General features: G+C 65.0%; 21 protein-coding genes and 2 pseudogenes. 13 read left to right on the top strand and 10 right to left on the bottom strand.

Annotated features, from left to right (window positions below; translation table 11 throughout):
* Window positions 1–9: 9 nt before the first annotated feature.
* Together ACPFMJ_RS01670 and ACPFMJ_RS01665 are read right to left on the bottom strand one after the other, a co-directional pair.
* Complete coding sequence (locus ACPFMJ_RS01670) at window positions 10–1,053, bottom strand: transglycosylase SLT domain-containing protein (protein WP_424362151.1); 1,044 nt, start codon at window positions 1,051–1,053, stop codon at window positions 10–12.
* Window positions 1,054–1,270: 217 nt separating this feature from the next.
* On the bottom strand, window positions 1,271–1,687 hold the full coding sequence (locus tag ACPFMJ_RS01665) for an outer membrane protein assembly factor BamE (RefSeq protein WP_424362150.1): 417 nt from the start codon (window positions 1,685–1,687) through the stop codon (window positions 1,271–1,273).
* Window positions 1,688–1,953: 266 nt separating this feature from the next.
* On the opposite strand from ACPFMJ_RS01665, the gene ACPFMJ_RS01660 reads away from it, so the two are divergent.
* The 6 genes from ACPFMJ_RS01660 (at window position 1,954) to ACPFMJ_RS01635 (ending at window position 7,816) form a co-directional block, all read left to right on the top strand.
* Window positions 1,954–2,538 carry a YceD family protein gene (locus ACPFMJ_RS01660; protein WP_424362149.1) on the top strand — a complete coding sequence of 195 codons (585 nt, stop codon included), beginning with the start codon at window positions 1,954–1,956 and terminating at the stop codon, window positions 2,536–2,538.
* Window positions 2,539–2,741: 203 nt separating this feature from the next.
* Window positions 2,742–3,815, top strand: a complete 1,074-nt coding sequence (plsX, locus tag ACPFMJ_RS01655; RefSeq protein ID WP_424362148.1) for a phosphate acyltransferase PlsX — start codon at window positions 2,742–2,744, stop codon at window positions 3,813–3,815.
* Window positions 3,812–4,801: a beta-ketoacyl-ACP synthase III gene (locus ACPFMJ_RS01650; RefSeq protein WP_424362147.1), complete on the top strand. Its 990-nt coding sequence runs from the start codon at window positions 3,812–3,814 to the stop codon at window positions 4,799–4,801. Before plsX ends, ACPFMJ_RS01650 begins: the two co-directional genes overlap by 4 nt.
* A 330-nt stretch (window positions 4,802–5,131) precedes the next feature.
* Entirely contained in the window at window positions 5,132–5,557 is a 426-nt protein-coding gene (locus tag ACPFMJ_RS01645; protein WP_424362146.1) for an integration host factor subunit alpha, read from the top strand.
* Between the two features lie 57 nt (window positions 5,558–5,614).
* On the top strand, window positions 5,615–7,003 hold the full coding sequence (radA, locus tag ACPFMJ_RS01640; RefSeq protein ID WP_424362145.1) for a DNA repair protein RadA: 1,389 nt from the start codon (window positions 5,615–5,617) through the stop codon (window positions 7,001–7,003).
* 216 nt (window positions 7,004–7,219) lie between these two features.
* Window positions 7,220–7,816: a CvpA family protein gene (locus ACPFMJ_RS01635; RefSeq protein ID WP_424362144.1), complete on the top strand. Its 597-nt coding sequence runs from the start codon at window positions 7,220–7,222 to the stop codon at window positions 7,814–7,816.
* Window positions 7,817–7,882: 66 nt separating this feature from the next.
* Here ACPFMJ_RS01635 and ACPFMJ_RS01630 read toward each other — a convergent pair whose 3' ends face one another.
* On the bottom strand, window positions 7,883–8,173 hold the full coding sequence (locus ACPFMJ_RS01630; protein ID WP_424363946.1) for a hypothetical protein: 291 nt from the start codon (window positions 8,171–8,173) through the stop codon (window positions 7,883–7,885).
* On the opposite strand from ACPFMJ_RS01630, the pseudogene purF reads away from it, so the two are divergent.
* Window positions 8,057–9,417, top strand: a pseudogene (gene purF, locus ACPFMJ_RS01625) (amidophosphoribosyltransferase). The gene ACPFMJ_RS01630 and the pseudogene purF overlap by 117 nt on opposite strands.
* A 2-nt stretch (window positions 9,418–9,419) precedes the next feature.
* On the opposite strand, the gene ACPFMJ_RS01620 reads toward purF, so the two are convergent.
* Window positions 9,420–9,704: a hypothetical protein gene (locus ACPFMJ_RS01620; protein ID WP_424362143.1), complete on the bottom strand. Its 285-nt coding sequence runs from the start codon at window positions 9,702–9,704 to the stop codon at window positions 9,420–9,422.
* A gap of 115 nt (window positions 9,705–9,819) precedes the next feature.
* Here ACPFMJ_RS01620 and ACPFMJ_RS01615 point away from each other — a divergent pair, with 115 nt between their 5' ends.
* Window positions 9,820–10,554, top strand: coding sequence for an SDR family NAD(P)-dependent oxidoreductase (locus ACPFMJ_RS01615; protein ID WP_424362142.1), 735 nt, complete (start codon window positions 9,820–9,822; stop codon window positions 10,552–10,554).
* Window positions 10,555–10,584: 30 nt separating this feature from the next.
* On the opposite strand, the gene ACPFMJ_RS01610 is transcribed toward ACPFMJ_RS01615, so the two are convergent.
* Window positions 10,585–11,127: a DUF992 domain-containing protein gene (locus ACPFMJ_RS01610; RefSeq protein WP_424362141.1), complete on the bottom strand. Its 543-nt coding sequence runs from the start codon at window positions 11,125–11,127 to the stop codon at window positions 10,585–10,587.
* 297 nt (window positions 11,128–11,424) lie between these two features.
* Here ACPFMJ_RS01610 and ACPFMJ_RS01605 point away from each other — a divergent pair, with 297 nt between their 5' ends.
* Entirely contained in the window at window positions 11,425–12,267 is an 843-nt protein-coding gene (locus ACPFMJ_RS01605) for an EcsC family protein (protein WP_424362140.1), read from the top strand.
* Here ACPFMJ_RS01605 and ACPFMJ_RS01600 read toward each other — a convergent pair whose 3' ends face one another.
* Together ACPFMJ_RS01600 and ACPFMJ_RS01595 are read right to left on the bottom strand one after the other, a co-directional pair.
* Window positions 12,268–13,476 (bottom strand): alginate O-acetyltransferase AlgX-related protein, encoded by a 1,209-nt coding sequence (locus tag ACPFMJ_RS01600; protein WP_424362139.1) that lies wholly within the window; start codon window positions 13,474–13,476, stop codon window positions 12,268–12,270.
* Window positions 13,477–13,585: 109 nt separating this feature from the next.
* On the bottom strand, window positions 13,586–15,082 hold the full coding sequence (locus ACPFMJ_RS01595; protein ID WP_424362138.1) for an MBOAT family O-acyltransferase: 1,497 nt from the start codon (window positions 15,080–15,082) through the stop codon (window positions 13,586–13,588).
* A gap of 147 nt (window positions 15,083–15,229) precedes the next feature.
* Between ACPFMJ_RS01595 and tyrS the strand changes: the two are divergent.
* Window positions 15,230–16,493, top strand: a pseudogene (tyrS, locus tag ACPFMJ_RS01590) (tyrosine--tRNA ligase).
* Window positions 16,494–16,521: 28 nt separating this feature from the next.
* Here the strand turns inward: tyrS and ACPFMJ_RS01585 are convergent.
* The gene (locus tag ACPFMJ_RS01585; protein WP_424362137.1) at window positions 16,522–18,159 is read right to left on the bottom strand and encodes a pyridoxamine 5'-phosphate oxidase family protein; all 1,638 of its coding nucleotides are present in this window, start codon (window positions 18,157–18,159) and stop codon (window positions 16,522–16,524) included.
* Window positions 18,160–18,244: 85 nt separating this feature from the next.
* Window positions 18,245–21,751 (bottom strand): AsmA-like C-terminal region-containing protein, encoded by a 3,507-nt coding sequence (locus tag ACPFMJ_RS01580; RefSeq protein WP_424362136.1) that lies wholly within the window; start codon window positions 21,749–21,751, stop codon window positions 18,245–18,247.
* Between the two features lie 267 nt (window positions 21,752–22,018).
* Here ACPFMJ_RS01580 and ACPFMJ_RS01575 point away from each other — a divergent pair, with 267 nt between their 5' ends.
* Window positions 22,019–22,477: a peroxiredoxin gene (locus ACPFMJ_RS01575; RefSeq protein WP_424363770.1), complete on the top strand. Its 459-nt coding sequence runs from the start codon at window positions 22,019–22,021 to the stop codon at window positions 22,475–22,477.
* Between the two features lie 52 nt (window positions 22,478–22,529).
* Here ACPFMJ_RS01575 and ACPFMJ_RS01570 read toward each other — a convergent pair whose 3' ends face one another.
* Window positions 22,530–23,453, bottom strand: a complete 924-nt coding sequence (locus ACPFMJ_RS01570; protein ID WP_424362135.1) for a tetratricopeptide repeat protein — start codon at window positions 23,451–23,453, stop codon at window positions 22,530–22,532.
* 152 nt (window positions 23,454–23,605) lie between these two features.
* Here ACPFMJ_RS01570 and ACPFMJ_RS01565 point away from each other — a divergent pair, with 152 nt between their 5' ends.
* On the top strand, window positions 23,606–23,926 hold the full coding sequence (locus tag ACPFMJ_RS01565; protein ID WP_424362134.1) for a YbjQ family protein: 321 nt from the start codon (window positions 23,606–23,608) through the stop codon (window positions 23,924–23,926).
* A gap of 48 nt (window positions 23,927–23,974) precedes the next feature.
* A complete protein-coding gene (gene rnd, locus ACPFMJ_RS01560) occupies window positions 23,975–25,201 on the top strand; it encodes a ribonuclease D (RefSeq protein WP_424362133.1) in 1,227 nt (408 codons plus the stop codon).
* Window positions 25,202–25,476 lie beyond the last annotated feature (275 nt).

The following is a 25,476-nucleotide window of genomic DNA, read 5'->3' as shown; positions in this document are numbered from 1 at the left end:
GCCGCGCTCTTATTCCGTATAAGCCATCGCCCCCGCAGGCAGCTTCTGCGCCACGTCCTCGTAGCGCGTCGTGCGCTTCTCCATCATCGACTCGAAAGCCTCGTGGACCTGAGCGACGGTCTTCTCGCGCATCTTGCGGCCGGCCGCCTCGTAGAAGATCGGGCGATTGGCGCGGGCGGGCTTCGGCAGCAGCGCGGCGGCCGACATATTGGGATTGGAAACCAGCGCGGTCATGAAGCGCTCGGTGTCGTCCGGCCCGAGGAAGTGGATGAGATAGGTCTCGCCCGGCGTCAGCGGACGGCCGATCTTCTCGGAAATCTTGTTGCCGTCCTTCTTGAGCATCTCGGCGGCGAGCGCGGCGGAGAGATAGGGATCGTTGCGCAGGCTGAGAATCTTCGCCTTCTGCTGCGGGGCGACGGCGCCGATGGCGCTGGAGGCGTCGGAGATGGCGTTCGCCTCGTCCTTGCGGCCGTAGAGATGGCCGAAATCCCGCACCGCCTTGAACCAGGTCTTCTCGACGAACTGGAAGAGGCCGCTCGCCGAAGAGGTGCGCGCCTTCGCGGTGGTGGAGAAATTCGATTCCTTGTCGGCGATCGCCATGAGCAGCGCCGGGTCCATCTCCGTCTTGTTCGCGGCCTGAACGACGCGCTCGACGATGGACTGGCGAACCTTGACGGGACCGAAGCGCATCACGCCCGGCGCGTCGGCGACTTCCTCGGTCTTGTCGGCTTCCTTGCCGAGGCGGTGAGACCAGGTCAGCGCCGCCTGCTCCAGCGAGAAGTCGCTGTCGAGCGCGGACTCGTCCTCGGCGCGTGTCAGTTGCATGAAGGGCGTCGCGGGTGCGCGGACCTTGGAAATCCGCGAGAGCCTTTCGTGCGGGATCTCTTCCCGCTTGACGGTGAAGCTCAGGGCCGCGAGCGCCGAGAGCACCGCGCCAACGCCGAAGGTCCGGAGCAGAATGTAGAAGGAGCGGTCCGCGCGGATCAGCGCGAAGCGGTCGCCCATACTCAGTCGATGCGCGGACTCGGTGTTGGACAGCGTGAGATCCGTCATTACCTCGCCTTGAACTCCCTTGCTCCGCGCATTGCGGCGTGATCGGAGACTAGCGGGAATGAAGGGCGAAAGAGCGACCGGCGCGGTCACGCACGCGCCACATTCGAAAGCGCGGCTGATTTTGGAAAACGGTTAAAAAATCAGCAACTCAGAGAAGCAGGCGACCGGGCGGCGCGCGCCCGGCCACAATTAAGCCATAAGCCTCGCCGGGCGCGCCTTAGAAGGAAACCTTGGCGAGAAGGCTTTGAATGAGGTGGTAATCCGGACCGGCGACGGGCGTCGTGCGCGACAGGAAGTCGATCGGCTTGCCGTCCTCCATGCCGTAATCGGCAACGCGCGTGACTTTCCGAGACTTGTCGAAATAGACCGCGAGGACGCGCTGGTCCGTGACGCTCTGGGGCATGAAGGCGGCCGAGCGCTCGAGGCGCTGGCTGACATAGTACCAGGCGTCGCCGCCGATGGTGGAGGTCGTGGACGGCGTGCCGAGCGTCTGCATGACCTGAGGCGCCGCCATGCCCGGCTTCACTTGCGCGGTCTTGCGCGCGTCCAGCACCGCGCCGCGATTGATGACGCCGTCATAGCCGAGACATCCGGAGAGGGACAAGGCGACGCCGGCAGCCGCGGCTAATTTCAAGGTCGTCGCCCCGAAGAAACCTTTGGAAACACCGCGCAAGCCCAGCCCCGCCATATTGATCTCCAACCCCGATCCCCGCCAAACGCGCCGCAAGCGACCGCCTGCCCGGCTTTTCGCATAGCAATACGGCTTCGCTATCCTTCAATTGTAGCGAAAGCAAGCCAATCGTCGAAGAACGAGCTCCAATGGTGGCGCGAACGGCTCGGGCTGCGTATCTAGAGAAAAAAGGCGGCAAGCGCGGGAAGAGCGCGGAAAGAGAGGGAGAGATGACCGACGAGAGGCTTGGCCGCAATGCGGCGCATTCAGGCGTTCCGCCGCTGTCCCGCCCGCTTGCCGCGACCGAGGTGCCGGCGGAGGGGCTGGAGATCCAGGTCGTCGCGACCGACGCAGAGCGGGCCGCGCTCGCCGAAATAAACGACATTCCCGCCGTCCTGTCGCTGACGGCGGAGCTGCGCGCGCGGCGCTGGCGCGGCGACGGGCTGGAGGTGACGGGCGAGCTGCGCGCCCGAGTGCGCCAGACCTGCGTCATCACGCTCGAGGATTTCGAGTCGGACATTGTGGAGCCGGTCGAGTTGCGCTTCGTGCCGCCCCAGGAGGCGCCCCGCCCCCGCTCGCGGCGCCGCGACGCCGAGCCGGAGCCGGTCGAGCACGACGCGCTGGGCGACGACCCGCCCGACGAGCTGGTGGGCGGCGCGGTCGATCTCGGCGAGATCGCCTCCGAATTCCTCACGCTGGCGCTGGACCCCTATCCCCGCAAGCCCGGCGCCGAATTCGTCGAGCCCGCGCCCGAAAAAGCGGAGGACTCCGTCTCGCCCTTCGCCCGGCTGCGCCCGGCCCGCGACAAGGCTTGAGGTCGCCGCGCGCATGCGCCGACGTGGCACTTGCGCGCTCGCGCGGCAAATGGCAATCAGCCGCAAAAGAACGCGGCGTTTTGGCGGAAGGGCCCACGGAAATGCGGGGCCGCGGTCATAATCCCGCATCCGCTTGCTGTTAGCAGGGTTGACCGCCTTGTCGGGAACGGGGCGCGGTCGGCATTCGGGGGAAACAGAGAGACATGGCGCAGTTTGTTCGGATCGCGGTCGACGCGATGGGCGGCGATTTCGGCCCGTCCGTGACGATCCCCGGCTGCGCACTCACGCTCGAGCGCCAGCCCAATACACGCTTTCTGCTCGTCGGCGACGAAAAGGCGATTCGCGCCGAGCTCGAGAAACTCCCCCGCCTTGCGGAATGCAGCGAGGTGCGGCACTCGGACGTCGCCATCCGCATGGACGACAAGCCCAGCCAGGCGATTCGCTACGGCCGCCGCGTCTCCTCCATGTGGATGGCGATCGAGGCCGTGAAGAAAGGCGAAGCGGACGCCGCCGTCTCCGCCGGCAATACGGGCGCCCTCATGGCCATGGCGAAGGTCTGCCTGCGCACCATGGCCCGCGTCGACCGCCCCGCCCTCGCCTGTCTGTGGCCGACGTTGCGCGGCCAGTCCGTCGTGCTGGACGTCGGCGCCTCCATCGGCGCCAACGCCAGCCATCTCGTCGATCTCGCCGTGATGGGCTCGGCGATGGCGCGGATCATTCTCGGGCTGGATCGCCCCACCGTCGGCCTCCTCAATGTCGGCACGGAAGAGATCAAGGGAGTCGAGGAAGTGAAGGCCGCCGCCGCCATCCTTCGCGAGTCCAACCTGCCCGGGCTGGAATATTCCGGCTTCGTCGAAGGAGACGGCATCGGCATGGGCGCCGTGGACGTCGTGGTGACGGAAGGCTTCACCGGCAACATCACGCTGAAGACCGCCGAAGGCACGGCCAAGCAGATCGGCGCCTATCTGAAAGCCGCGATGAGCGGCTCGCTTCTCGCCAAGCTCGGCTATCTTCTCGCCCGCGGCGCATTTGCGGAGCTGAAGTCCAAGATGGACACGCGCTCGATCAATGGCGGCGTGTTCCTCGGCCTCGAAGGCGTCGTCATCAAGAGCCATGGCGGCACGGACTCCGTCGGCTTCGCGCGCGCCGTAGAGATCGGCTACGAGATGGCCAAAAGCGACCTTCTCAATCGTATCCGCGACACCGTCGCCCTCGCCCATCAGTTCGAAAGCGGCTCCGCCGACCCGACAAAACCGCCGCAGGAAGCCGCGCAGTGACGATCCAGAACCCCCTTTTGCGCTCCGTCGTTCTCGGCGTGGGCTCCTATCTCCCTGCCAGGACGCTGACGAATAACGACCTCGCGAAGATGGTCGACACCAGCGACGACTGGATTTTCCAGCGCACGGGCATCCGCGAGCGCCATATCGCCGCCGAGGGCGAAACCACGTCGATGCTCGGAGAGAAAGCCGCGCGCGCCGCGCTCGCGGCGGCGGGCCTCGTTCCAGACGACATCGACCTGATCATCGTCGGCACCTCGACGCCGGACTGGACCTTCCCCTCCACCGCCACGCAAATTCAGGCGGCGCTCGGCATCGCCCACGGCGCGGCCTTCGATCTTCAGGCGGTCTGCTCGGGCTTCGTTTTCGCCGTCGCGACGGCCGAGAAGTTTCTACGCTCGGGCTCGCACAAACGGGCGCTCGTCATCGGCGCGGAGACCTTCTCCCGCATCATCGACTGGGAAGATCGCACCACCTGCGTCCTTTTCGGCGACGGCGCCGGCGCCATGGTGCTGGAAGCCCGTCCCTCCACGGGCGCGATGGACGAGCGCGGGATCCTGACGACGCATTTGCGCTCGGACGGCCGCCACCGCGCGAAGCTGCATGTCGACGGCGGACCTTCCGCGACCCAGACCGTCGGCCATCTGCGCATGGAAGGCAAAGAGGTCTTCAAATTCGCCGTCGGCAAAGTGACGGACGTGGTAGACGACGCCTTCAAAGCCACGGGCATTACGCCGGAGGAGTTGAACTGGTTCGTGCCGCATCAGGCGAACCGCCGCATCATCGACATGTCGGCGCAAAAGCTCGGCATCGCGCCCGAAAAGGTTGTGGCGACCGTGCATCTGCACGGCAACACCTCGGCGGCGAGCGTCCCTCTTGCCCTTTCCGCGGCCGTGGCCGACGGGCGGATCAAGGAAGGCGATCTCGTCATGCTGGAGGCGGTTGGAGGCGGATTTACCTGGGGCTCAGCTTTAATACGCTGGTAAATCGAAGAAAATACCCGACTATACTACCTTAAGCTGCGCCTTAAAGACGCAGCTAAGTCACCGCAATAGTTCAGTTTTTAGATTTTTTGCAATAAGCGTCTCAGACTAATCGCGTTTTTTACAACTACCGCTTGATTTTCCGATCTAATTCTGAAAAATTCCGACAATGGTTAGGCTAAGGCGCACCGGGGCTGGCGGAGCGACAATAGCCAAAATGTGGCTGCTCGACACCGACAGGTGGGTCATTCGAGAAGGTGGCCAGATGGCTCCTGATCGACCTCGACTCATCGGGTAGTACGTCGGTTTTGTCGATAATTACGCAGGGCAGAAATGGCTCAGGGGCAAGTCCTTTCCTCAGTCGGCGGCGTTGCGGACGCAGACGACGAGAACCAGAAAACAACCACGCGCGCTGATCTCGCGGAGGCCGTTCACTTGAAAACGGGCCTTGGGCGAACCGAATCGGCGAAATATGTCGAGATGGTTCTTGACGAAATCTTCGATTGCATCGTCTCCCGCGAGGAGGTGAAGCTTTCGTCCTTCGGCGCGTTCGTCATACGCGCGAAGAAGGAGCGTCTTGGTCGAAATCCCAAGACTGGCGAGGGCGCCAAGATCACGGCCCGTCTCGTCGTCAGCTTCAAGCCCTCCAATATTCTCCGCGCCAAAATCAACGAGGAAGACCTCGAGGGCCTCGCGGCGGAGGGGAGCGAATTCGACGACCCCAATGAGCGCCGCAAGGGGAATGGCAAGAGCCGGTGACGCAACCGGTTCTCCTGGCCTCTTGACAACGCTTCCCGCCGCATGCGCCAACCGCGCATGGCCAAATCCCGTTCCAACTTCGTCTGCCAGAACTGCGGCGCCGTAGCGTCCCGATGGCAAGGGCGCTGCGAAGCCTGCGGCGAATGGAACACGATCGTCGAAGAGAGCGATCCCGGCCCAACGGCGGTGCGCGCGACGCGCGGTCGCGCTTTCGAGCTGGAGGGGTTGGCGGGCTCCGACAAGCCCGCCTCCCGTATCGTCACCGGCATCAATGAATTCGACCGCGTCACCGGCGGCGGCTTTGTTCCGGGCTCCGTGCTGCTGCTCGGCGGCGAGCCGGGCATCGGCAAATCGACCCTTCTGATCCAGGCTTGCGCCGCCCTCGCGCGTCAAGGCGCGCGCGTCATATACATCTCGGGCGAAGAAGCAGTGGCGCAGGTGCGGCTTCGCGCCGCCCGACTCAACCTCGCCGACGCGCCGGTCGAACTGGCCTCGGCCACGCAGGTGGAGGACATCCTCGCAACCTGCGCGACGGGCAAGCGCGCCTCGCTGATCGTGATCGACTCGATCCAGACGATGCACACCGAGATCGCACCCTCCGCGCCCGGCACGGTGACGCAGGTGCGGGCGAGCGCGCAGGCGCTGCTGCGCCACGCCAAGACGACGGGATCCGCCATCATCCTCGTCGGCCACGTCACCAAGGACGGTCAGGTCGCCGGCCCGCGCGTGGTCGAGCATATGGTGGACGCCGTTCTCTCCTTCGAGGGCGATGCGGCGCATCACTTCCGAATGTTGCGCGCCTCCAAGAACAGATTCGGCGCGACGGGCGAGATCGGCGTCTTCGAGATGACGGGGCTCGGCCTGACCGAAGTCGCCAACCCTTCCGCCATCTTCCTCGCCGGCCGCGACGCCTCGGCCCCCGGCGCCGCGGTCTTCGCCGGCATGGAGGGGCAGCGGCCGATGCTGATCGAGATTCAGGCGCTCGTCGCGCCAACGTCTCTCGGCACGCCGCGTCGTGCGGTGGTGGGCTTCGACCAGAATCGGCTTTCAATGATTCTCGCCGTGCTGGAAGCCCATGGCGGCCTCAAGCTCGGCATGCACGACGTATATCTCAACGTCGCGGGCGGCATGCGCGCGGACGAGCCGGCCGGCGATCTCGCGGCCGCGGCGGCGCTCGTCTCGTCGCTGACCGGCGCGGTGCTTCCTGCGGATCAGGCCTTCTTCGGCGAGATCGGCCTTTCGGGCGCGATCCGCCCGGTCATCCACGCCGGCATGCGCCTGCGCGAGGCGGGGAAGCTTGGATTTCATCAGGCCGTTCTCGCGCAAGCCCAGCAGATCAACGCCGACGAAAGGCGGGCCGGACTGGCGCTGCGGCCCTGTGGAGACGTTGCGCAACTGGTCGCAACCATCGCGCAAAGCGCGCCGCGCGCGAGAGGAAACGACTGATTTTAACCTTTGTACTTTCCGCGGGCCGCTCATTTGCGCTAGAAGCAAGGCCGTCACAAATCGCCGGGGCGACGGCCCTGCCGCATTCCAGGTCCGGAAGCGACGACGCATTCGAGCAGACCGATGCGACTGGCGCGCCGATTGGGATGCTTTTGGCGCCGGCTGTAAAGCGTTCTTCGAGATTCCAAGCGTCAGGGCGAAACGAAGAGGACTGCAATGCCGTCATATCTTGATCTGGCAGTGATTACGATTGTTCTGGTCTCCGGCATGCTCGCTCTTCTGCGCGGCTTTACGCGCGAAGTGCTGGCGATCCTCTCCTGGGTGGCGGCCGCGCTTGCGGCGTACTACCTCCACCCGATGGCGCTGCCCTATGTGAAGCCCTATATCGCGAAGGACGAAATAGCCTTGGCGGCGTCCGTCGCGGCCGTCTTCTTCATCGCGCTGGTGCTGGTGTCGCTGATCACCGTGAAGCTCTCGGACATCATCCTCGATTCGAAGATCGGAGCCCTGGATCGTTCGCTCGGCTTCGTCTTCGGCGCAATTCGCGGGGCGTTGCTCGCCGTGGTCGCCTTCGTGTTCTACACTTGGCTCGTGCCGGATCCGAACCAGCCGGAATGGGTCCGCAACGCCCGCGCCAAGCCGCTTCTGCAGGCGGGCGGCGACAAGCTTCGCGAACTGCTGCCGGACGACATCGACGCCATCGTCGCGAAGATCAAGGCCAAGAAGAACGGCGCGCCCGTCGAAGAGACGCCCCCCGCCGAAGCCGTGCCGGAGAAGGCCGAAGCGCCTGCGGAAGGCGGCGAGAAACAGTAACCGCGCCCGAGCGCGGCGGGGCGGGAGCGCTTGCCGGCGCCCCCGCCGGCTGGCAAAGTTGATGCTTCAGGCGCAAATGTGGCGCACGCTTTCGGTTTGGGAGACGATGGAATGACCGAGTCGACGTTCAACGACCAATCCATTGCCAACCCGATCGAGACAACGGACGATCTCGATGGCGACCGTCTGCGCGAATATTGCGGCGTCTTCGGCGTCTTCGATCTTCCCGACGCGGCGGCGATCACCGCGCTCGGCCTTCACGCCCTCCAGCATCGCGGCCAGGAAGCGGCCGGCATCGTCTCCTACGACGCGGGGCGTTTCCACGCCGAGCGCCGCCTCGGCCTCGTCGGCGACCATTTTTCGAAAGCACCATCAAGCGCCTGCCCGCCTGCGCCGCGGTCGGCCATGTGCGTTACGCGACGACCGGCGAAACGATGCTGCGCAACGTGCAGCCGCTCTTCGCCGAGCTCAACACCGGCGGCTTCGCGGTCGCGCACAACGGCAATCTGACCAACGCCCAGACGCTGCGCCGCGAGCTGATCATGGAAGGCTCGATCTTCCAGTCGACCTCGGACACGGAAACGATCCTGCATCTCGTCGCCCGCAGCCGCCGCGCCCGCGTCGTCGATCGCTTCATCGAGGCGCTGCGCCGGATCGAGGGCGCCTATTCGCTCGTCGTCCTGTCGGACGAACTGCTCATTGGGGCGCGCGACCCGCTCGGCATTCGCCCGCTCGTCCTCGGCGAGCTCGACGGCAAATACATCATCGCCTCCGAGACCTGCGCGCTCGACATCATCGGCGCGCGCTTCGTGCGCGACATCGAGAATGGCGAGATCGTCGTCATCTCGAAGGAAGGGCTCGAGAGCATCATGCCATTTCCGATGCGCCCGGCACGTCCCTGCATCTTCGAATACATCTATTTCGCGCGTCCCGACTCCATCGTGCATGGCCGGCCCGTCTATCAGGTCCGCAAGGCCATGGGCCGCGAACTCGCGCGCGAGCAAAACCTCGTCGCCGACGTCGTCGTGCCGGTGCCGGATTCTGGCGTCCCCGCCGCGCTCGGCTTTTCCCAGCAATCCGGGATCCCGTTCGAGCTCGGCATCATCCGCAACCATTATGTTGGCCGCACCTTCATCCAGCCCACGCAGTCCGTCCGCGAGATCGGCGTGCGCATGAAGCACAGCGCCAATCGCTGCGTCGTGGAAGGCAAGCGCGTCATCCTGATCGACGATAGCGTTGTGCGCGGCACGACCTCGAAGAAGATCGTGCAGATGATGCGCGACGCGGGCGCGACGGAAGTGCACTTCCTGATTTCGTCGCCGCCGATCACGCACCCCGACTATTACGGCATCGATACGCCGCAGAAGGACAAGCTCCTCGCCGCGACGCATTCGCTCGAAGAGATGCGCGCCTATGTCGGCGCGGACTCCCTCGCCTTCCTCTCGGTCGACGGCATTTATCGCGCGATGGGCTATGCGGGCCGGGACAACGCCCGCCCGCAATTCACCGACCACTGCTTCACCGGCGACTACCCGACATCGCTCACGGACCTCGTGGAGGAAAACCGCGCGCAGTTGTCGCTGCTGGCCGAAGCGAGCTGAGGCTACCGGGTCAGAACGGCGTTCGGTCTCGCGCGGACCGCGCCCCGAGGCAGCCGCACGCTGGCGGCCTTGCAGTAGTCATGGGGCTCGGAGCCCTTCGAGAAAACCGTCTTGTCCTTGCACACGCTCGGACATTTCCCGGTCACGTCGCTTTTATTGGGGCCGCAGCCCTTGCAGGTGCAGGTGACGCCGGGGAAACTCTGCCCGGGCGCTGAATGCGCTGCTTTGGGGGACATGAAGGCGATCGAGGCCAACCCTGCGGCGGCGATAATGATAATAGGTTTCACCTTCCAACTCCCCTGCTGAAACGAACTGAAAAAGGCCCACCTACTCGGCGAGGCGAAAAACAAACGCCTGGCTTACAGTTAGGTTCCATCAGCTGAACGCGCGAAAACTCGAACGATGAACGACACCCCCCGCATCGCCCTCGTCACCGGAGCCTCGCGCGGCATTGGCCGCGCCCTTGCCCTCGAACTCGCGCGAGACGGCGCGCATGTCGTCGCGATGGCGCGCACGCAGGGGGCGCTGGAAGAACTCGACGACGAGATTCGCGCCCTCGGCGGACAGGTGACGCTGGTCCCCTGCGACGTCACCGACTTCGACGCCCTCGACCGGCTCGGCGCCGCGCTTTTCCAGCGCTGGGGGAAGCTTGACGTCTTTGTCGGCAATGCCGGCGTCCTCGGAGTCCTGTCGCCGCTCGCCCATGTCGACGTCAAGGATTGGAACCGCGTGATGGCGGTCAACGTCACCGCCAACTGGCGGCTGATTCGGTCCCTCGATCCGCTTTTACGCGCCTCGGGCGCCGGCCGCGTCGCCTTCGTCACATCGAGCGCGGCCTATAAGGCGTCGCCCTATTGGGGCCCCTACGCCGTCTCGAAAGCGGCGCTCGAGACGCTGGCGCGGACCTATGCGGCGGAAGTGAAGAACGAGGGCGTCACGGTGATGATCGCCAATCCGGGCCGGATGCGCACGCGGATGCGCGCGCAGGCGATGCCGGGCGAAGACCCGATGACGCTGCCGACGCCCGAAGAGTTCGCAAAAAAATGCCTCCCGCTGCTCGGGCCCGAATGGCGCGAGAGCGGAAGGCTCTATGATTTTCCCACCGACCGGCTGATGGATTTTCATCCGCCGTCGTGAGCGGCGCGGGGTCGGCCCCGCGCCCCGGCATCAGTGATGATGGTGGTGGCGGTGATGCTTATGCGCGACCGGCGCCGGCGGGGGCGGCGGGGGAACATAGGTGAGCGCCAGGCTCTCGACGCCCGCGTTCCAGCCGATGCCCGAACCGGCCTCGATCTGGAAGGGCTGCAGCGAGAAGGTGTTGTCGGAGCCGCCGACGAGGACCGCGCCGCCGCCGCCAACGCCAATCTTCGCCGAAACGTTCGGGCCGACATAGTTGCCGGCGAGCGCGCCCGGGCCAACCTTGCCGGTCGCCGCGACGACGCCCCAGGCGAGTTCGCCCTTGCCATTGATGGTGACGTTCGGGCCGACCTTGGTCAGCGTGCCGGTGTAATGCGCGGGAAGCGCGCCTTCGGCGTCGTCGTTATACATGCAGTCGATCTGCTGGTTCTCGACGATGACGCTGAGATCGTTGCCGAGCAGCTTGCACTGCAGCGTGCCAACGCGGTCGCCGGCGAAAGCCGCGGCCGGGGACATGAGCGCGAGAATCGCCGCGCCGCCCAGCATGCGTCCCATATTGAAACGGATGGACATCAGGAAACTCCTCCTCTTTTTCTCTTCGGGCCTTCCAAGCCCTTATTCGCGATCGCAAACCATCAGTTGCTACGCATAAGGCGCACTATATGACATCCGACGAGATCGCTACAGTAGCTACACAAACCGCGCCAACAGACGCGTGCGTCGCCGCACATAGCACGACCTCATCCATGTCCGCGTTCCTTCCCCTACTCGCAAACCCTTGCAAACAGGGGATAACCGAACGATCTTGAGGTAAGCTCTCGCGGCGCCGCAACCTATGCGACGCAAGGACGCGGCGGCCGGGACCAAGCTATGAGCAGCCATCTCCCTGTTTTGTATGAACCTCAACTTTCGCGCTCGGACCTCGAAGCGCTGCGGGAAGCGGTTGCGGCGCTCGAGCGCCAAAGCTTTGCAGGACGCGTCGCGCGACTCGCCGGCCGGAAAGTGCGCGTGGTCAGTAGCCCCCTGCCCCCGCAGGTGAAGGAAATGGCCGCGGCGGCTGCGCAGAAGGCGTTGGGGACCGCCCTGACCGTCGCCTTGTCGAGTCTGGAGGGCCCGCCGCAGGGCGACACCACGCGGCTGCACCGGCGCCTCGCGGCTTTTGCCGGCGGGATTGGCGGCGCCGTAGGGCTCGCGAGCCTGCCGATCGAGCTGCCGCTCTCCACGACGATCATGCTGCGCTCGATTGCGGATATCGCGCGCAATGAAGGCGAGAATCTTCGCGAGCCGGAAACCGGCCTCGCCTGTCTCGAAGTTTTCGCGCTCGGCGGCCACACCGACGACAATGTGCTCGAAGGCGGCTATCTCGCGGTTCGCGGTCTATTGGCGAAATCCGTGAGCGACGCCGCGCGTCATGTCGCCGCCCGAGGCATGGCAAGCGAAAGCGCGCCGGCGCTGGTGCGCCTCGTCAGCCAGCTCTCGTCCCGGTTCGGGGTCGTCGTGTCCCAGAAGATCGCGGCGCAAGCCGTGCCGATCATCGGCGCGGTCAGCGGCGCGGCGATCAATCTCGCCTTCACCGAGCACTTCCAGACGCTGGCGCGCGGACATTTCGCGATGCGGCGGCTGGAGCGCGTCTATGATCCCGTGATGGTGCGCGCGCATTATGCGCGGATCGCGCGCGAGGAAGGCTATTGGGACGCGCCCGCCGGCGCCTGACTATTTCGCCGCGGCGGCGAGAAGGTCGGGAACCTGCGCCATGTCCGCGATCACGGACTCGTTCTCCTCCAGCAGAACGATCTGCGCATTTTCGTACGCCTTGGCGAAGTCCGCCGACGTCTTGGACGGCTGCTCGCGGAACTGCGAGACGCCCCCTTCCTTCGCGACGACGAAGCGGCCGAGAGGCTCCGTCGCATTGTGGACGTAGTGCCAGTAATCGACGGCCGCGCCGCAGGGCGCCTCGGTCAAGTTGGTGACGATCTCGACGAGGAAACTGCCGCCCACGGCGAAGAGTTTGGGCGGCGCCCCGCAATCGCCCGCGCTTTTGCCCGTAACGGCGGCGGTCGGATAGTTGGCGTCCGGCCAGATGAGGTTGAGCAGGTTCACAAGGTCGCGGTCCGTGCCCAGCGCCTCGCCGCGCGGAGACCAGTTGAAATCATAAAGCGGCAAGGGCGGCGTCTTGCCATCTTTATTCAGGGCGCGAGTCAATTCTCGCGTGGCGATCGCCGAGCCGAGATAGTTCCAATGCGTGCCGCCGCGGGGAAAAAGGTCGATCGGATATTGCGGCGCGACCGCCGATATCAACGACGCGCCGTCCACATAATTGACCCCGCGCGCACTTAGAGCAGCGAGGTGCGGCGCGAGCTTCTCCGTCGTCCCCGTCGAGACCGAGGCGCAGGAGAGGCGCGCCGGAAAATAGCGGCTGTAGCGGGCGGCCTTGGACGGCGAGACGAGATAGACGAAGTTTTTGCCGCCGGCCTCGACGGACGTTTGAATATTACGAATACGATCCGCCCAGACGTCGATCTTCTTCGCGTCGGGCGCGGCGCTACGGCCGCAAAACTCCCGCACGTAAAAATCCTCGAAGAGCTGCCTGTCCTTGCCGACGACGATATTGGGCGCGCCCGACGCGCCGAAGACGGAATAAAGGAACTGGTTCTTCGCCCGCACGGCTAAGGGGAAGACCGGCATGGTCTGTCCGATGGCGTTGGAAAAGGCCTTCTGCGTCTCGCCGTCGAGAAAAGCGTCGAGCGTCCAGGGAACGGGCTTGGGGCCCGGCACGCCCCAAAGCGGCTGCGCGCTGCGAATGCGCAGCTTCGGCCAGTCGCGGCCGACGGCGTCGTTCCAGAGATTGACGACGAAGAGCGAGAGGATAAGGCCAGCGCAGGCGAAGATCGGTAGGCGGGCGAGAGCGAGATTGCGTTTCACGTACGTCCTCCGCCGTTATTGCGAGGAGCGCAAGCGACGAAGCAATCCAGCGGCATCGTGACTTCGGATTGCTTCGCTTCGATCGCAATGACGATTGCTGCGCGCATGTTCAGAACCGGAAATAGATGAAGGGCTTGAAGGGGTCGGCGAGGCCCTTGGCCATCGCCGCGACGAAGAGAAGCGCAAGAACGCTGTTAGCTGCGAAAGCGTAACGCCGCGCGAGCGCCATCCAGTCGACGCCATAGCTCGCGCCGATCCGCTGCGCGACGCAAACCGCCGATGCGACCAGCCCCACGACGATGAATTCGGTCGGCGCGACGACGGGCGCGCTCGCCTGCGCCCATGGCGACGCCATCAGCGAAATCAGAGCGCCGGCCTGATCGAGCGAGGTCGCGCGAAACAACGTCCAGCCCACCATCACGATGAGCATGGTGACGACATTCGCGCCCCAGACGGGAAGGCGATTCAATCGCTCGACGAGGAAGAGCCTGTCGAGCACGAGGAAGACGCCGTTATAGGCGCCCCAGAAGATGTAGGTCCAGGCGGCGCCGTGCCAGACGCCCGAGGCGAGGAAGCAGATCCAGAGATTGAAATAGGTGCGCGCCTCGCCGACGCGATTTCCGCCGAGCGGGAAATAGAGATATTCGCGAATCCAGCTCGTCAGCGACATGTGCCAGCGCCGCCAGAAGTCGCTGATGCTGGTGGCGATGTAGGGCATGTTGAAATTCTCGAGCAGGCGGAAGCCGAACATGCGGGCGAGCCCGATCGCCATGTCCGAATAGCCCGAGAAATCGAAATAGATTTGCAGCGTGAAGAAAATCGCGCCCGCCCAGGCGTCGGCGAAGCCGAGCGTCACCGCATCGCGCGCGAAGACCATGTCGGCGCCGCTCGCCATCACGTCGGCGACGAGGAGCTTCTTCACGACGCCGAGCATAAAGCGCGAGAAGCCATTCACGAAGTCGTCGATATGGGCGTGCGGGCAGGTTTCGAACTGGCCGGCGATATCGTGATATTTGATGATCGGCCCGGCGAGCAGCTTGGGGAAGAAGAAGACGTAGAGCGCATAAAGCAGCGGCCCGCGCGCCGGCGCCGTCACGCCGCGATAGACGTCGACAAGATAGGTGATCTTCTCGAAGACGACGAAGCTCACGCCGATGGGCAGCGCGATGTCAGGAATATGAATTCCCGGCAGCGTGAAGGCGCGCAGCAACGCGTCGAGATTGAGCGCGAGGAAGCCCGTATATTTGTAATAGATGAGGATCGCGATATTGGCCGCGACGCCGAGGGCGAGCCAGCGCCGCGCGTCCGAGGCGCCGGCCTGCACGACGCGTGCGCGCAGGAGCGTCTCGCCTTCCGCGCTCTCCGCATGCGCGACTGACACGCCGCCGCCGCTCGCCAGCGCGGCGATCCGTTTCGCGACATGGAGATCGAGCGCGACGGAAGCGAAGACCACGAAGATGAAGGCCGGCTCGCTCCAGCCGTAGAAAACGACGCTGGCGAGAAGCAGGATGAGAGCGCGCCGGCCGCGATCCGCGCCGAAGAAAAGATAAAGCAGATAGACCGCAGGCGCGAAAAGGAACAGGAACAGCGGCTCGTAGAAAAGCATTCCAGCCCTTGAGCTCGTGGTGAAGGACGCCGCCTCGCCGGCAATGGGCTTCTAGCAGGCCGGGGGCCCGAGAGAAACCCTGCGCCCCAGTTGGCTCCCGCCGCCATGTCTTGCGCGCCGGCTTGCTTGCCCCTATCACCCTGCCCCATGGCCGACAATTTCTCCCCCAAGTCAGACTTCCTCCGCGTGCTCATGGATCGCGGATTCGTGCATCAGTGCTCGGATTTCGCCGGGCTTGACGAGAAGGCGCTGGCCGGGGGGCTTCCGGCCTATATCGGCTTCGACTGCACCGCGCCCTCGCTGCATGTCGGCTCGCTGCTGCCGATCATGATGCTCGCCTGGCTCCAGCGCACGGGCGGCAAGCCCCTGCCCCTGATGGGCGGCGGCACGACCCGCGTCGGCGATCCTTCCGGCAAGGACGAGAGCCGCAAGCTCCTGACCGTCGAGCAGATCGACTCGAACAAGGCCTCGATCAGGCGCGTCTTCGAGCGCTTCTTGACCTTCGGGACCGGCCCGACCGACGCGCTGATGCTCGACAATGCGGACTGGCTCGCGGGGCTGAATTACATCGAGTTCCTGCGCGACGTCGGCCGGCATTTTTCGGTCAACCGCATGCTGACCATGGACAGCGGTGAAGCTCAGGCTCGAGCGCGAGCACGAGCTCTCCTTCATCGAATTCAACTACATGTGCCTTCAGGCCTATGACTTCGTGGAGATCAACCGCCGCCACGGCGCGCTGCTGCAGATGGGCGGCTCGGACCAGTGGGGCAATATCGTCACCGGCCTCGATCTCGGCCGCCGCATGGGCACGCCGCAGCTCTACGCGCTGACCTCGCCGCTGCTGACGACGGCCTCCGGCGCCAAGATGGGCAAGACCGCCGCCGGCGCCGTCTGGCTCAACGCCGAGATGCTGTCGCCCTACGATTACTGGCAATACTGGCGCAACACGGAAGACGCCGACGTGGCGCGCTTCCTCAAGCTCTTCACCTTCCTGCCGATGGACGAGATCGCCCGTCTCGCAGCGCTCGAAGGTGCGGAAATCAACGAGGCGAAGAAGACGCTCGCCACCGAGGCGACGGCGCTCGTCCATGGCCGCGAGGCGGCGGCGCAAGCCGCCGAGACGGCCCGCCGGACCTTCGAGGAAGGCGCGCTGGCGCTGTCCCTGCCGAAAGTGTCCGTCTCGGCCGAGGAAATCGCTGCGGGGCTGGGCGTCCTGTCGGCCTTCGTCAAAGCCGGCCTCGTCGCCTCGACCGGCGAAGCGCGCCGTCAGGTAAAGGGCGGCGGCCTGAAGGTGAACGACGTCGCCGTGACCGACGAACGCGGGACGCTCACCGAGAAGGACTTCGAGAAGGACGGCGTCGCCAAGCTGTCGCTCGGCAAGAAGAAGCACGTGCTGCTGGAAAAGGCATGACGGCAGGCGGCCCCTCGCCGCCTATGCATCAGTCGCCTTTCGAGTGAGAACCGACATCGAGTTCAGCAAGATGCGCGCGCCGGGCGGCGAAAGCGCCTGCCGAATCCCATTCCCAGTAGCGACGCGCCACGCCGCTTGGGTCAGTCGGGCGCCCCTGCGACTCGCGTTCATGCTGCAAAGCCATGTCATAAGGCGGCAAGCTCTCGGCGAGGAAATAAGCGGGCTTCTTGCCGTGGTGCGCGAAGCCTCCTGCATTGAGACTGCAAGGCGGACGCGCAAGATCGAGCCAGTTCGCCGCGACGGCCTCGGCCTGGATCACGATTTCCGCGACCTCCTGCTCGAACCAGTATTCCGGCTCGCTGGCCGGCCCGCCATTGCGAGCGCGCCGCGTCGCCAGCATTTCCGCGACATGCCCGAAACGCGCGCAGACATAACTATGCTCGACGATGCGCGTTGGACCGGAAAGCGTCACGGCTGAAAGCCAGTGATGATCGTCCCAGATCAGAAGCGACGACCAAGGATTGGACAAGAGCTTGGCCGCATGGCCATGGACCGCGTTGCCCACGAAGTAAGGAACCAACGTCACGGTCTTGCCGCCACGCCGCACGGCGAATCCCGCAAGGCCGTATTCGCCATTGCGAGGCGACACGCCCGGCAAGCCTGAGGCTGACACGGTCGCTTGCAGGATCTCGAACTGCTCGCCGAGCAGCCGATCCAGGGTCATGAGCGGCGTCCATCGCGGTCTGCTGGCGGAATTTTCCCCGCCGTCACGCGGGCGCTTTACGAACAGGTTCTGCGAGCACTGAGTGAAGGCTTCTTCGACTCCCCCGACGAGAAAAAACAAGCTGGCGCCGGTTCGTTTGGCGGCGAAGCGCCACGCGTCGAGGGCGCCGGCGCCAAGCGCATAGTCCTGCTCGACCTGACCCGGCGTAAGGATCTCCACGCCAAAGAGCGTAATATGCAGGCCCATGGCGTCGGGGTCGTAAGGGTGAAGCGCAAGAATTGCGAGCTTGCCGCTGTCGCGCGCGGCCTGCACCAATTCGACCATTGCACCCATTGCGGTGCGGCGCGTCGCTCGAATGCCCGGCTCGGCGCAATTCATCCGTGCACCTTCGGCATGGCGACGATAAGCTTCATGCATCGTCCGCGCCGGAACGAGCCAATCGCGCGCCTCCTCCCGGTTCTCCATGCGAGGCAGGAAGGCGGCGACGGCCACGCTCTCATGATCGAGGAGGACTATTGGAGACGCGCCCTCGTGCGTCTCCGCCATGGCCAATGAGACAGGCCGGCGCCTGCGCCAGAGCCCTCCTTGAGCCCGGCCGCCCGCAGCGAGCGCCGCCATGGTCGCGGTTGCGGCGAAGGCGCCCATCGTCGCGTTGAGATATTGACGGTATTGGCGCAGATAGAAGCTATCGGCGCCCTTGGCCGTCTTTGCGACGCTTTGCCCCGCGTCGCGTAGATATTGGAGGACATGCTCGGCCGCCGGCCCGGGGGAGCCGGCCCGTCGCAGCCACTTCTCCGCGAAGGGCTCGCGCAAACGATAAGGTAAAGCCAGCGCCGCTCGATGCAGGAGCGTGGCGCGTCGCGTCCGGCGATAGGAGATGGATGCCTGTTGCGACTCGGTGGCGAACAAGTTGGGAAAAACGCGCGGGCCGAAGTTCTGCATGAAACGGCGCCCTGAAAAGAAATTAACGCGAAAAAGCTACGAGCGCTTGCCGAGGTGAGCAAGCTGAGCAATCAAAAACTATGGGCTACCGCCCCTCCGGCATCCGAGCCGTTCCGTCCAGCACGCCCATGATCTTGCGCATGAGCCCCGGCGCGATCGCCGAGAGCGGGTTTACGTTCACGACCGGCGACGAGAGCGAGCCGATTACGCGATAATTGAGCGCGAAGATGCCCTCGTGCCGGCCGCCGGTGATGACGACCCCAACGACGGGAATGTTCGATAGCAGGCTGTTCAGCGCATAGGCCGGCACGTATGAGCCGGAAAGGTCCAGCCGGTCGCGCGCGAAATCGATGAAGCCATCGAAGGTGAGGCCGATCTCGGGTCCGGACATCACGCCCTCGCGCACGGCGAGACGCCCGCCCGACCATGTGAAATTGGACAGCAGCCGGCCCACGCGCACCGAGTCGGGATCGAAGCGCATGACGCCGTGATCGTCGGCGCGCGCGGCTCCGCCCTGCGCCATGAGCTGCCGCATGGTCGGCTCGCCCTTCACGTAGAAATCGCGGATGTTGATGTTCCCGTCGGCGCGTCCTTGCCCCAGCGTTACATTGGCGTTCAGGATCCCGTTCTCCATCTTTCGATAGAGATCTAGGAAGGCGAGGAAGGAGCCGGCGTCGTTCGTCGACACGTCGAGCTGCTGCCCGCCATTCTGCCCGCGCGTCATCGCCACTGCGAGTTGCTCGCGGCCGAAATTGCCCGTCAGCGAGACGGCGCGCGCCCGGCCGCCCCTGCTCTCGAATTTGAAGTCGGCGTTCGAAAGGATCTGCTTGCCGTGACCGGTGACGATCGGCGCCTTGAAGTCGACGTCGAGATCGTCGCTCGCGCTCTTTCCGCCTCCCCCGCCTCCACCACCGCCGCTGGCTTTCTCGCCATTCGAGCGGATGAGCGAGCCGAGCATCGGGCGCGCGTCGAAATTCGAGCCGCGGACGACGACCTTCAGCGCCTCGCCCACGCGGGAAATATCCGCCTTCATGTCGTCGCCGGGCGAGAGCCGCAGCGGCGCCAGCTTCGCGCCGCGGAAGGCGCCGTCCTTGCCGAGTTCGATGACGCCCTGGGCTTGCGCCGGGCCCGCGTCGAAATTGAACTGCTCCAGCGCCATCCCCTCGCCCCGCTTGGCGATCATGAAGGAAGCCTTGGCGGGCTTCCCGGCGGATTTGGACAGGCCCGGCACCGGATTGTCGAAGCCCGTCCGGGTCAGGTCGAGCTCGATATGCGTATTGAGATCCTCGACCGGCAGCGGCGTCCGCACGATGGCCGCGACCGGCCCCGTGACTCCGGCGACGCCGTAGCCGGCGCGCTGGCGCGCCGCCTCGTCGAAGGTGAAGGTGAGTTGCGCCTGCGCCGGTCCCTTCTCGCCAAAGCCCCTGCGCACATCGAGCGTCGCGGGGGCCCCATAAAGGCGGCCCGCGCCATTGACGCGCAGTCCCGTCCGGTCGGCGATCACTCGCAGGGTCGCGCCCTCCAGCCGCTCCTTGCCAATGAGCTTTTCGATGACGAGGTTGCTCGCGGTCGCGTCGATGGCGAAGGTGGTATTCTCATCGCGGGCGTTATCGCCGATCTCGAAGTCGATCCTGAGCTTGCCATCGACCTGCCCCTTGATCGCCCCGGGCTCGACCGGGATCGTCGCGTGGGACGCGACGCCCGGCAGCGCAAGGAGATCCGCGACCGCCTCGACATTGCCGGCGGCGCGGAGATCGAGGACCGCGGGCGTCGGTCGCAAGGCGAAGTCGGGCACGAAGAAGCGGCCCTCGGAAACCGCGAGACGCCTCCCCGGCGCCGTCTCCAGCACGCCGGAAGCCGACTCGAAGGTCGCGGTTCGACCCGTAATGTGCAGCTTGCCCGAAACGCCTGTCAGAGGCCCCATGCCCTCGAGCACGTTGACGACCGTGCCATTGACGACCTCGCCGACAGCTTCGAGCGCTTCGTCGGCCGGCGGGCGTCCATAACGCATCGCCGTAAGCGCCGCGTCGTCGAAAGATCCGGTAAAATGGGCGTGTTTCACGAATCCGTTGGGAACGTGATCGACAAACCAGGCGCGCACCGGCGCCACGACATGGGTGGGCCAAAGCCGGGCGATGGCCCGGATCTGCGTGTCGTCGACATCAAGCGCATAGGAGACGCTGGTCGCGCCGCGATAATTCAGCGCGCCGGTCACGCCGATACGCCCTTCCGGCCCGGAGAAACCGAAGCGATCGATGAGGATGCGCCCCTGTCCATGCATCAGACGCGCTTCCAGCCCGCCGTCGTTGATCGCGACGACCTTCTCGCTGGCGCGCTCCGGCGCCACCTGCGTGGGCTTTACGAGCCGAAGCGCGATCGTCCAGGCGTCGGCGCCGAGATCGGCGCCGGGGGGAAGTTCGGCAGGAGCCGCCGCCTCGCCGGCGATGGCCATGTCGAAGCCGCCGGCTTTGAACTGGATGGGCGCCAAGAGAAGCTTGCGGCCGCGCCGGTCCCATACCGCCTGCGCGGCGATGCGGTCGACCATTACTGGCTCGTGATCGGGATCCTCGAGCCGGAAGAATCCCTTCCCGATCTCGAACCCGCCCTTGGCGGCAGTGACATTGCCATCGGGCGAGAGAGAGAAGTCCAGATCGAAGCCGAGCGGCGAGTCCGTATCGAATTGCTTGGTTCTGAACCCGCCGATGAGCGAGATTTCGTCGATCGAGAGATCGCGCACGCGCGCGACGAACTGCCTTTGCTGGCCCGGTGCGCCTCTCGCCGCCGCCGTCGCTTTCCAGCGCCGCGACGGGCCGGCGGCCGAAATGCTGAAACGCATGGCGCCGTCGCTCTTCGTCAGGCTCAGCGCCACATCTTTGTAACGAATTGTCCGGTCGATGGTGCGGTCGTCGATCGTCAGGCGACCGTGCTGCAAGCCAAGCTTGTCGAGCGCGCCGACAGGGCTGTCCGGGTTCGTCGCGAAATCCATCAAGGCGCGAAGCGCCCCCGCGGCGGTTTTCATGAGCGCGGTGCGCTCAATGGGCGCGGTCGGCGGCGCTGCGGGGTCCACCTCGGGCGGCGCGATCTTCCGGGAGGCCAATGGGGCGGCGCCGGCGGAGATGGCGATCGTTCCATCCGCCTGCAAGGATAGTCTGAGATCGAGGTCGAGCACCTCGAGCCGGCGCGGCTTCACATGCCCGATGAAAAGGGAAGGCAGATCGAGGGACACTTCCGCGCGCGGCGCGGCGAGAACGGCGCGCCCGCCCGTTTTGACGACAAGATGGTCGACGGTGAGCGTTGGTCCATGGTCGGAGTTCGCCAGCGAGGCGCCGCCCAGATCGAAGGCGAACTGACCCGAAAACCGTTCGTTCAGCGCGGCGACGATGCGCGGCGTAAGCGAGGCGAGATTGATCGGCCCCTGAGAAAGCAGGAAGAAGAAGCCGCCGACGAGGACACAAACGAGCGCCACGGTTCCGAGGCCGAAAAAAATCAGCCCGCGAAGCATGCGCCATGAGCGCGCGCGGCTGCGCCGCGGCGGCCGCACGGAAGCGGCCGGCCGGTCGTCGCGATGGTCGCGCACACTCTGGTCGGTCAAATATCCTCGCTCAGGGCCCTTCGACGTTGGCGCCGAAAATTAGCGCAGCCTGTCACTCGGCGCACTTGCCCCACGGCGCCGACTCTGCATTCTTTCGGAGGATTCTAAATGCGGTTGCGACGAAAGGAAGGCGCAATGGCGACGAAAGCGGCGACAAAAAAGCCCACGACCAGCAAATCGACTGACAAACAACCGGTTGAGGCCACACCCGCGCTCAAGGCGAAGGCCGAAAAACCGGCTGAATCCGGCCCCGAACCCGCCGTCAGTCTGAATGTGGGCGATCCGGCCCCCGATTTCTCGCTTCCCGGCGCAGGCGGCGAAGCGGTCTCCCTCGCGACGCTGAAAGGCAAAAAGGTCGTTCTTTATTTCTATCCGAAGGACGACACGTCGGGATGCACCAAAGAAGCGATCGAATTCAACGCCCTGCGCGACAAATTCGCGAAGGCGAAGACGGCCGTTGTCGGAATGTCGCCCGACTCGGCGAAGAGCCACGACAAATTCCGCGCAAAATACGAGCTCGCCTTCCCGCTCGCCTCGGACGAGACGAAGGAAACATTGTCCGCCTACGGCGTCTGGGTCGAGAAGAGCATGTATGGCCGCAAATATATGGGCGTCGAACGCTCGACCTTCCTCATCGACGCGACGGGCAAGATCGCGAAGATCTGGCGAAAGGTGAAAGTGCCAGGCCACGCCGAGGAAGTCCTTGAGGCGGCGAAGGCGATCTGACGCACTGAGAAATCGCTCTCTCCCCGGGCGTGGGGAGAGAGCGTTCCCTGCGTCAATTGTGCTGGTGCTCGATGCTCGCCGGCGCGGCATCCGCCGGAGCGGAGCCGCCTGCGGCCTTCTTGGCGATGATTTTAGTCACGTCGTCGACGCCTTTTTTCGCCGCGGCGAGGTCCGGCTTCAGGGCGAGCGCCGCCTCGTAATCCGCCTTCGCCTTTTCATATTCCTTCTTGCCGCGCCAGGCGTTGGCGCGATCGAGAAGGGCCGTGGCGTTCTCGGGATCGACCTTGGCGGCGGCGTCGAAATCGGCGAGCGCCTTGTCGAAATCGCCCCTGGCGTAGAAGCAGCCGCCCCGCCCGATGAGCGCCGGGAAAAGTTTCGGATCGCGCTTGAGCGCCTCGGAATAATCGGCGATGGCGCGGTCGTGGTCGCCTTTGGCGTGGTAGTAATTGGCGCGGGCCGCATAGGGCGCGGGCGAATTCTTGTCGAGCTTGAGCGCCTCCTCGACATCGGCCAGCGCTTTCTCCGCCTCGCCCTTTACCCGCCATGCGGAGGCGCGCGCCATGAAGGCGGCGGCGTTTTTCTTGTCTTTTTCAATGGCCTTGTCGTAGTCGGCGATCGCCGCGTCGAGGTCGCCCTTGGCGTGCTGCGCCGCGCCGCGCGCGAGCAGAACGACCGCCGAAGACGGATCGACCTCGAGCGCCTTGCCGTAATCCTCGATGGCGTGCGCGTAATCGCCCTCGGCCTGATAGGCGCTGGCGCGATTCACATAGGCGGCGAGCTGATTTTTTTTCGGCTCCTTGGCGATATCCGCGATAATTTGGCCGCAACCGGCGATCCGCTCGTCGGGATTGGAAGACCGGCATTGCTTCCAGGCCGGATTGAGGGGCGCCGCAAGAGCTTGAGAGGCCGTCGGCAAACCAGCGAAAAAGGCGAACGCCGCCGCCGCGCGGATCGCGCCAGAAAGATAAGCAGCCATGTTGGGGATCGGCTCCGTGGTCGAGATGATAGAGTGGCGCGTTAATCCTACCCGTTCAGTGGCCTTCCGCAACGCCGATTTCGGGCTGTTTGCGCCGGCCCCTTCGGCGGGGCTACGCTAGAGGCTATTCACGATTCGCTTTGGAGAAAGAGATGATCGTTTCGACGACGAATGAAATCGCGGGCTACCGCGTCGTCCGGCATCTCGGCCTGGTGCGCGGCATTACGGTCCGGTCCCGCTCCGTCGTCGGCAATTTTTTCGGAGGCATCCAGACCATTTTCGGCGGCAAGCTGTCGGTCTATGTAAACCTCGCGGAGGCGACCCGGCAGGAGGCCTTCGAGCATATGTGCGAGCACGCCTCGGACGCCGGCGCGAACGCCATCATCGGCATGCGCTACGACGCCAATGAAATCATGGACGGGGTCACCGAGGTGCTCGCTTATGGCACGGCTGTGGTTGTCGAGCGCGCATAAAGCGAAAATGCTTCTGCCCGCGGGAGAAACTGAGTAAACTGGCGCTCGATGACCCTTTTGACCACCACCGACGACCTGGCCGCCATCTGCGACCGCTTCTCGCGTCACCCCTTTGTGACCGTAGACACCGAATTTCTTCGCGAGACGACCTTCTGGCCGAAGGTCTGCGTGATCCAGATCGCCTCGCCCGAGGAGGCAGTCGCGATCGACGCGCTTGCGGAAGAGATTGATCTGTCGCCATTTTTTGAGTTGATGGCGAACCCGGACGTGGTCAAGGTTTTCCACGCCGCTCGGCAGGATCTCGAAATCATCTGGCGCCTCGCGCGACTGATCCCGGCCCCGCTCTTCGACACCCAGGTCGCGGCCATGGTCTGCGGCTTTGGCGAGCAGGCGTCCTATTTGGAACTGGTCAAGGCGATTACGCGGGCGAATCTCGACAAGTCGTCTCGCTTCACGGACTGGTCGCGCCGGCCGCTGTCGACCGCCCAGATCGACTACGCCATCGCCGACGTGACGCATCTGCGCGACATCTACACCACGCTGCGGGCCCGGCTCGAGCGCTCGAACCGGCTGGACTGGCTGACGGACGAGATGGAGACGCTCACTTCGCCAGCCACCTATGAGCAGCATCCGGAAAACGCCTGGGAGCGCCTGCGCCACCGCGCCCGCAAGCCGCGCGACCTCGCCGTCCTGATGGAGTTGGCAGCCTGGCGCGAGGCCGAGGCCCAGAGCCGCGACGTGCCGCGTTCGCGCGTCCTCAAGGACGACGTCCTGATCGAAATCGCCCAGTCGGCGCCGCGCACCCCCGAGGCGCTGGCGAATCTGCGCTCTTTCCCCAAGGGGATGGAGCGTTCTCGCGCCGGAGCGGACATTATCGCGGCGGTCGAGCGCGGCGTCGGCCGCGATCCGGCGAGCGTTCCACGAATTGAGCGCGAACGGCGCGGCTCCAACGGCGCAACCGTCGAGCTTCTGAAGGTCTTGCTGCGCCAGGTGACGGAGCAGACCGGCGTCGCCGCAAAGATGATCGCCACGGTCGAGGATCTAGAAGCCATCGCCAATGACGATCGGGCCGACGTGCCGGCGCTCAAGGGCTGGCGCCGGACCATCTTCGGGGAAAAGGCGCTGGAGCTGAAGCGCGGGCGCCTCGCGCTCGCGGTGGAGAACGGCCGGGTCGTCACCTTCGACTGGCAGGAAGCTTCGCCGCCAGAAGAGCCGGAACCCGTGCGGGCGGATGGGTCCGGTCATTCAGCCGCGGAAGCCTCCGCCTCCGGCTAATCCGGCCTCGAGACCTAAACAGGCTTTTTAAGCCCGCCGTTTCTGACGGCGGGCCTTTTTGCGCGCGGCTGCATCCCTGCGACAATGGAGCGCAACATCGAAGCGACAGCAGGGCGGCGCGGTTTCGGGCGTAGTTCTACGGACCAATTCATAGGCAGATTAATAGAACATTTCTATAATGTTTTTCTCATACCGCTTTGTTCGCGCGCGACTTTCCACTTTCCCGGGCATGCTCCCGACTGTCTACGAGACAGGCGCCGCAGCCACGCGCCGAC

This window comes from Methylocystis parvus (genome assembly GCF_049675845.1).
GTDB lineage: Bacteria > Pseudomonadota > Alphaproteobacteria > Rhizobiales > Beijerinckiaceae > Methylocystis > Methylocystis parvus_A.
The sequence above is the reverse complement of the archived record's forward strand: the minus strand, read 5'-3'. Positions and strand labels throughout refer to the sequence as shown.

What these genes read in the sequence shown, in the direction of transcription:
- rnd (WP_424362133.1), top strand. Translation starts at nt 23,975, where the DNA reads ATGACCCTTTTGACCACCACCGACGACCTGGCCGCCATCTGCGACCGC.
- ACPFMJ_RS01570 (WP_424362135.1), bottom strand. Translation starts at nt 23,453, where the DNA reads ATGGCTGCTTATCTTTCTGGCGCGATCCGCGCGGCGGCGGCGTTCGCC.
- ACPFMJ_RS01635 (WP_424362144.1), top strand. Translation starts at nt 7,220, where the DNA reads ATGCCGTCATATCTTGATCTGGCAGTGATTACGATTGTTCTGGTCTCC.
- ACPFMJ_RS01670 (WP_424362151.1), bottom strand. Translation starts at nt 1,053, where the DNA reads ATGACGGATCTCACGCTGTCCAACACCGAGTCCGCGCATCGACTGAGT.
- ACPFMJ_RS01645 (WP_424362146.1), top strand. Translation starts at nt 5,132, where the DNA reads ATGGCTCAGGGGCAAGTCCTTTCCTCAGTCGGCGGCGTTGCGGACGCA.
- ACPFMJ_RS01605 (WP_424362140.1), top strand. Translation starts at nt 11,425, where the DNA reads ATGAGCAGCCATCTCCCTGTTTTGTATGAACCTCAACTTTCGCGCTCG.
- ACPFMJ_RS01585 (WP_424362137.1), bottom strand. Translation starts at nt 18,159, where the DNA reads ATGCAGAACTTCGGCCCGCGCGTTTTTCCCAACTTGTTCGCCACCGAG.
- plsX (WP_424362148.1), top strand. Translation starts at nt 2,742, where the DNA reads ATGGCGCAGTTTGTTCGGATCGCGGTCGACGCGATGGGCGGCGATTTC.
- ACPFMJ_RS01595 (WP_424362138.1), bottom strand. Translation starts at nt 15,082, where the DNA reads ATGCTTTTCTACGAGCCGCTGTTCCTGTTCCTTTTCGCGCCTGCGGTC.
- ACPFMJ_RS01615 (WP_424362142.1), top strand. Translation starts at nt 9,820, where the DNA reads ATGAACGACACCCCCCGCATCGCCCTCGTCACCGGAGCCTCGCGCGGC.
- ACPFMJ_RS01565 (WP_424362134.1), top strand. Translation starts at nt 23,606, where the DNA reads ATGATCGTTTCGACGACGAATGAAATCGCGGGCTACCGCGTCGTCCGG.
- ACPFMJ_RS01610 (WP_424362141.1), bottom strand. Translation starts at nt 11,127, where the DNA reads ATGTCCATCCGTTTCAATATGGGACGCATGCTGGGCGGCGCGGCGATT.
- radA (WP_424362145.1), top strand. Translation starts at nt 5,615, where the DNA reads ATGGCCAAATCCCGTTCCAACTTCGTCTGCCAGAACTGCGGCGCCGTA.
- ACPFMJ_RS01630 (WP_424363946.1), bottom strand. Translation starts at nt 8,173, where the DNA reads ATGGTCGCCGACGAGGCCGAGGCGGCGCTCGGCGTGGAAACGCCCCGC.
- ACPFMJ_RS01660 (WP_424362149.1), top strand. Translation starts at nt 1,954, where the DNA reads ATGACCGACGAGAGGCTTGGCCGCAATGCGGCGCATTCAGGCGTTCCG.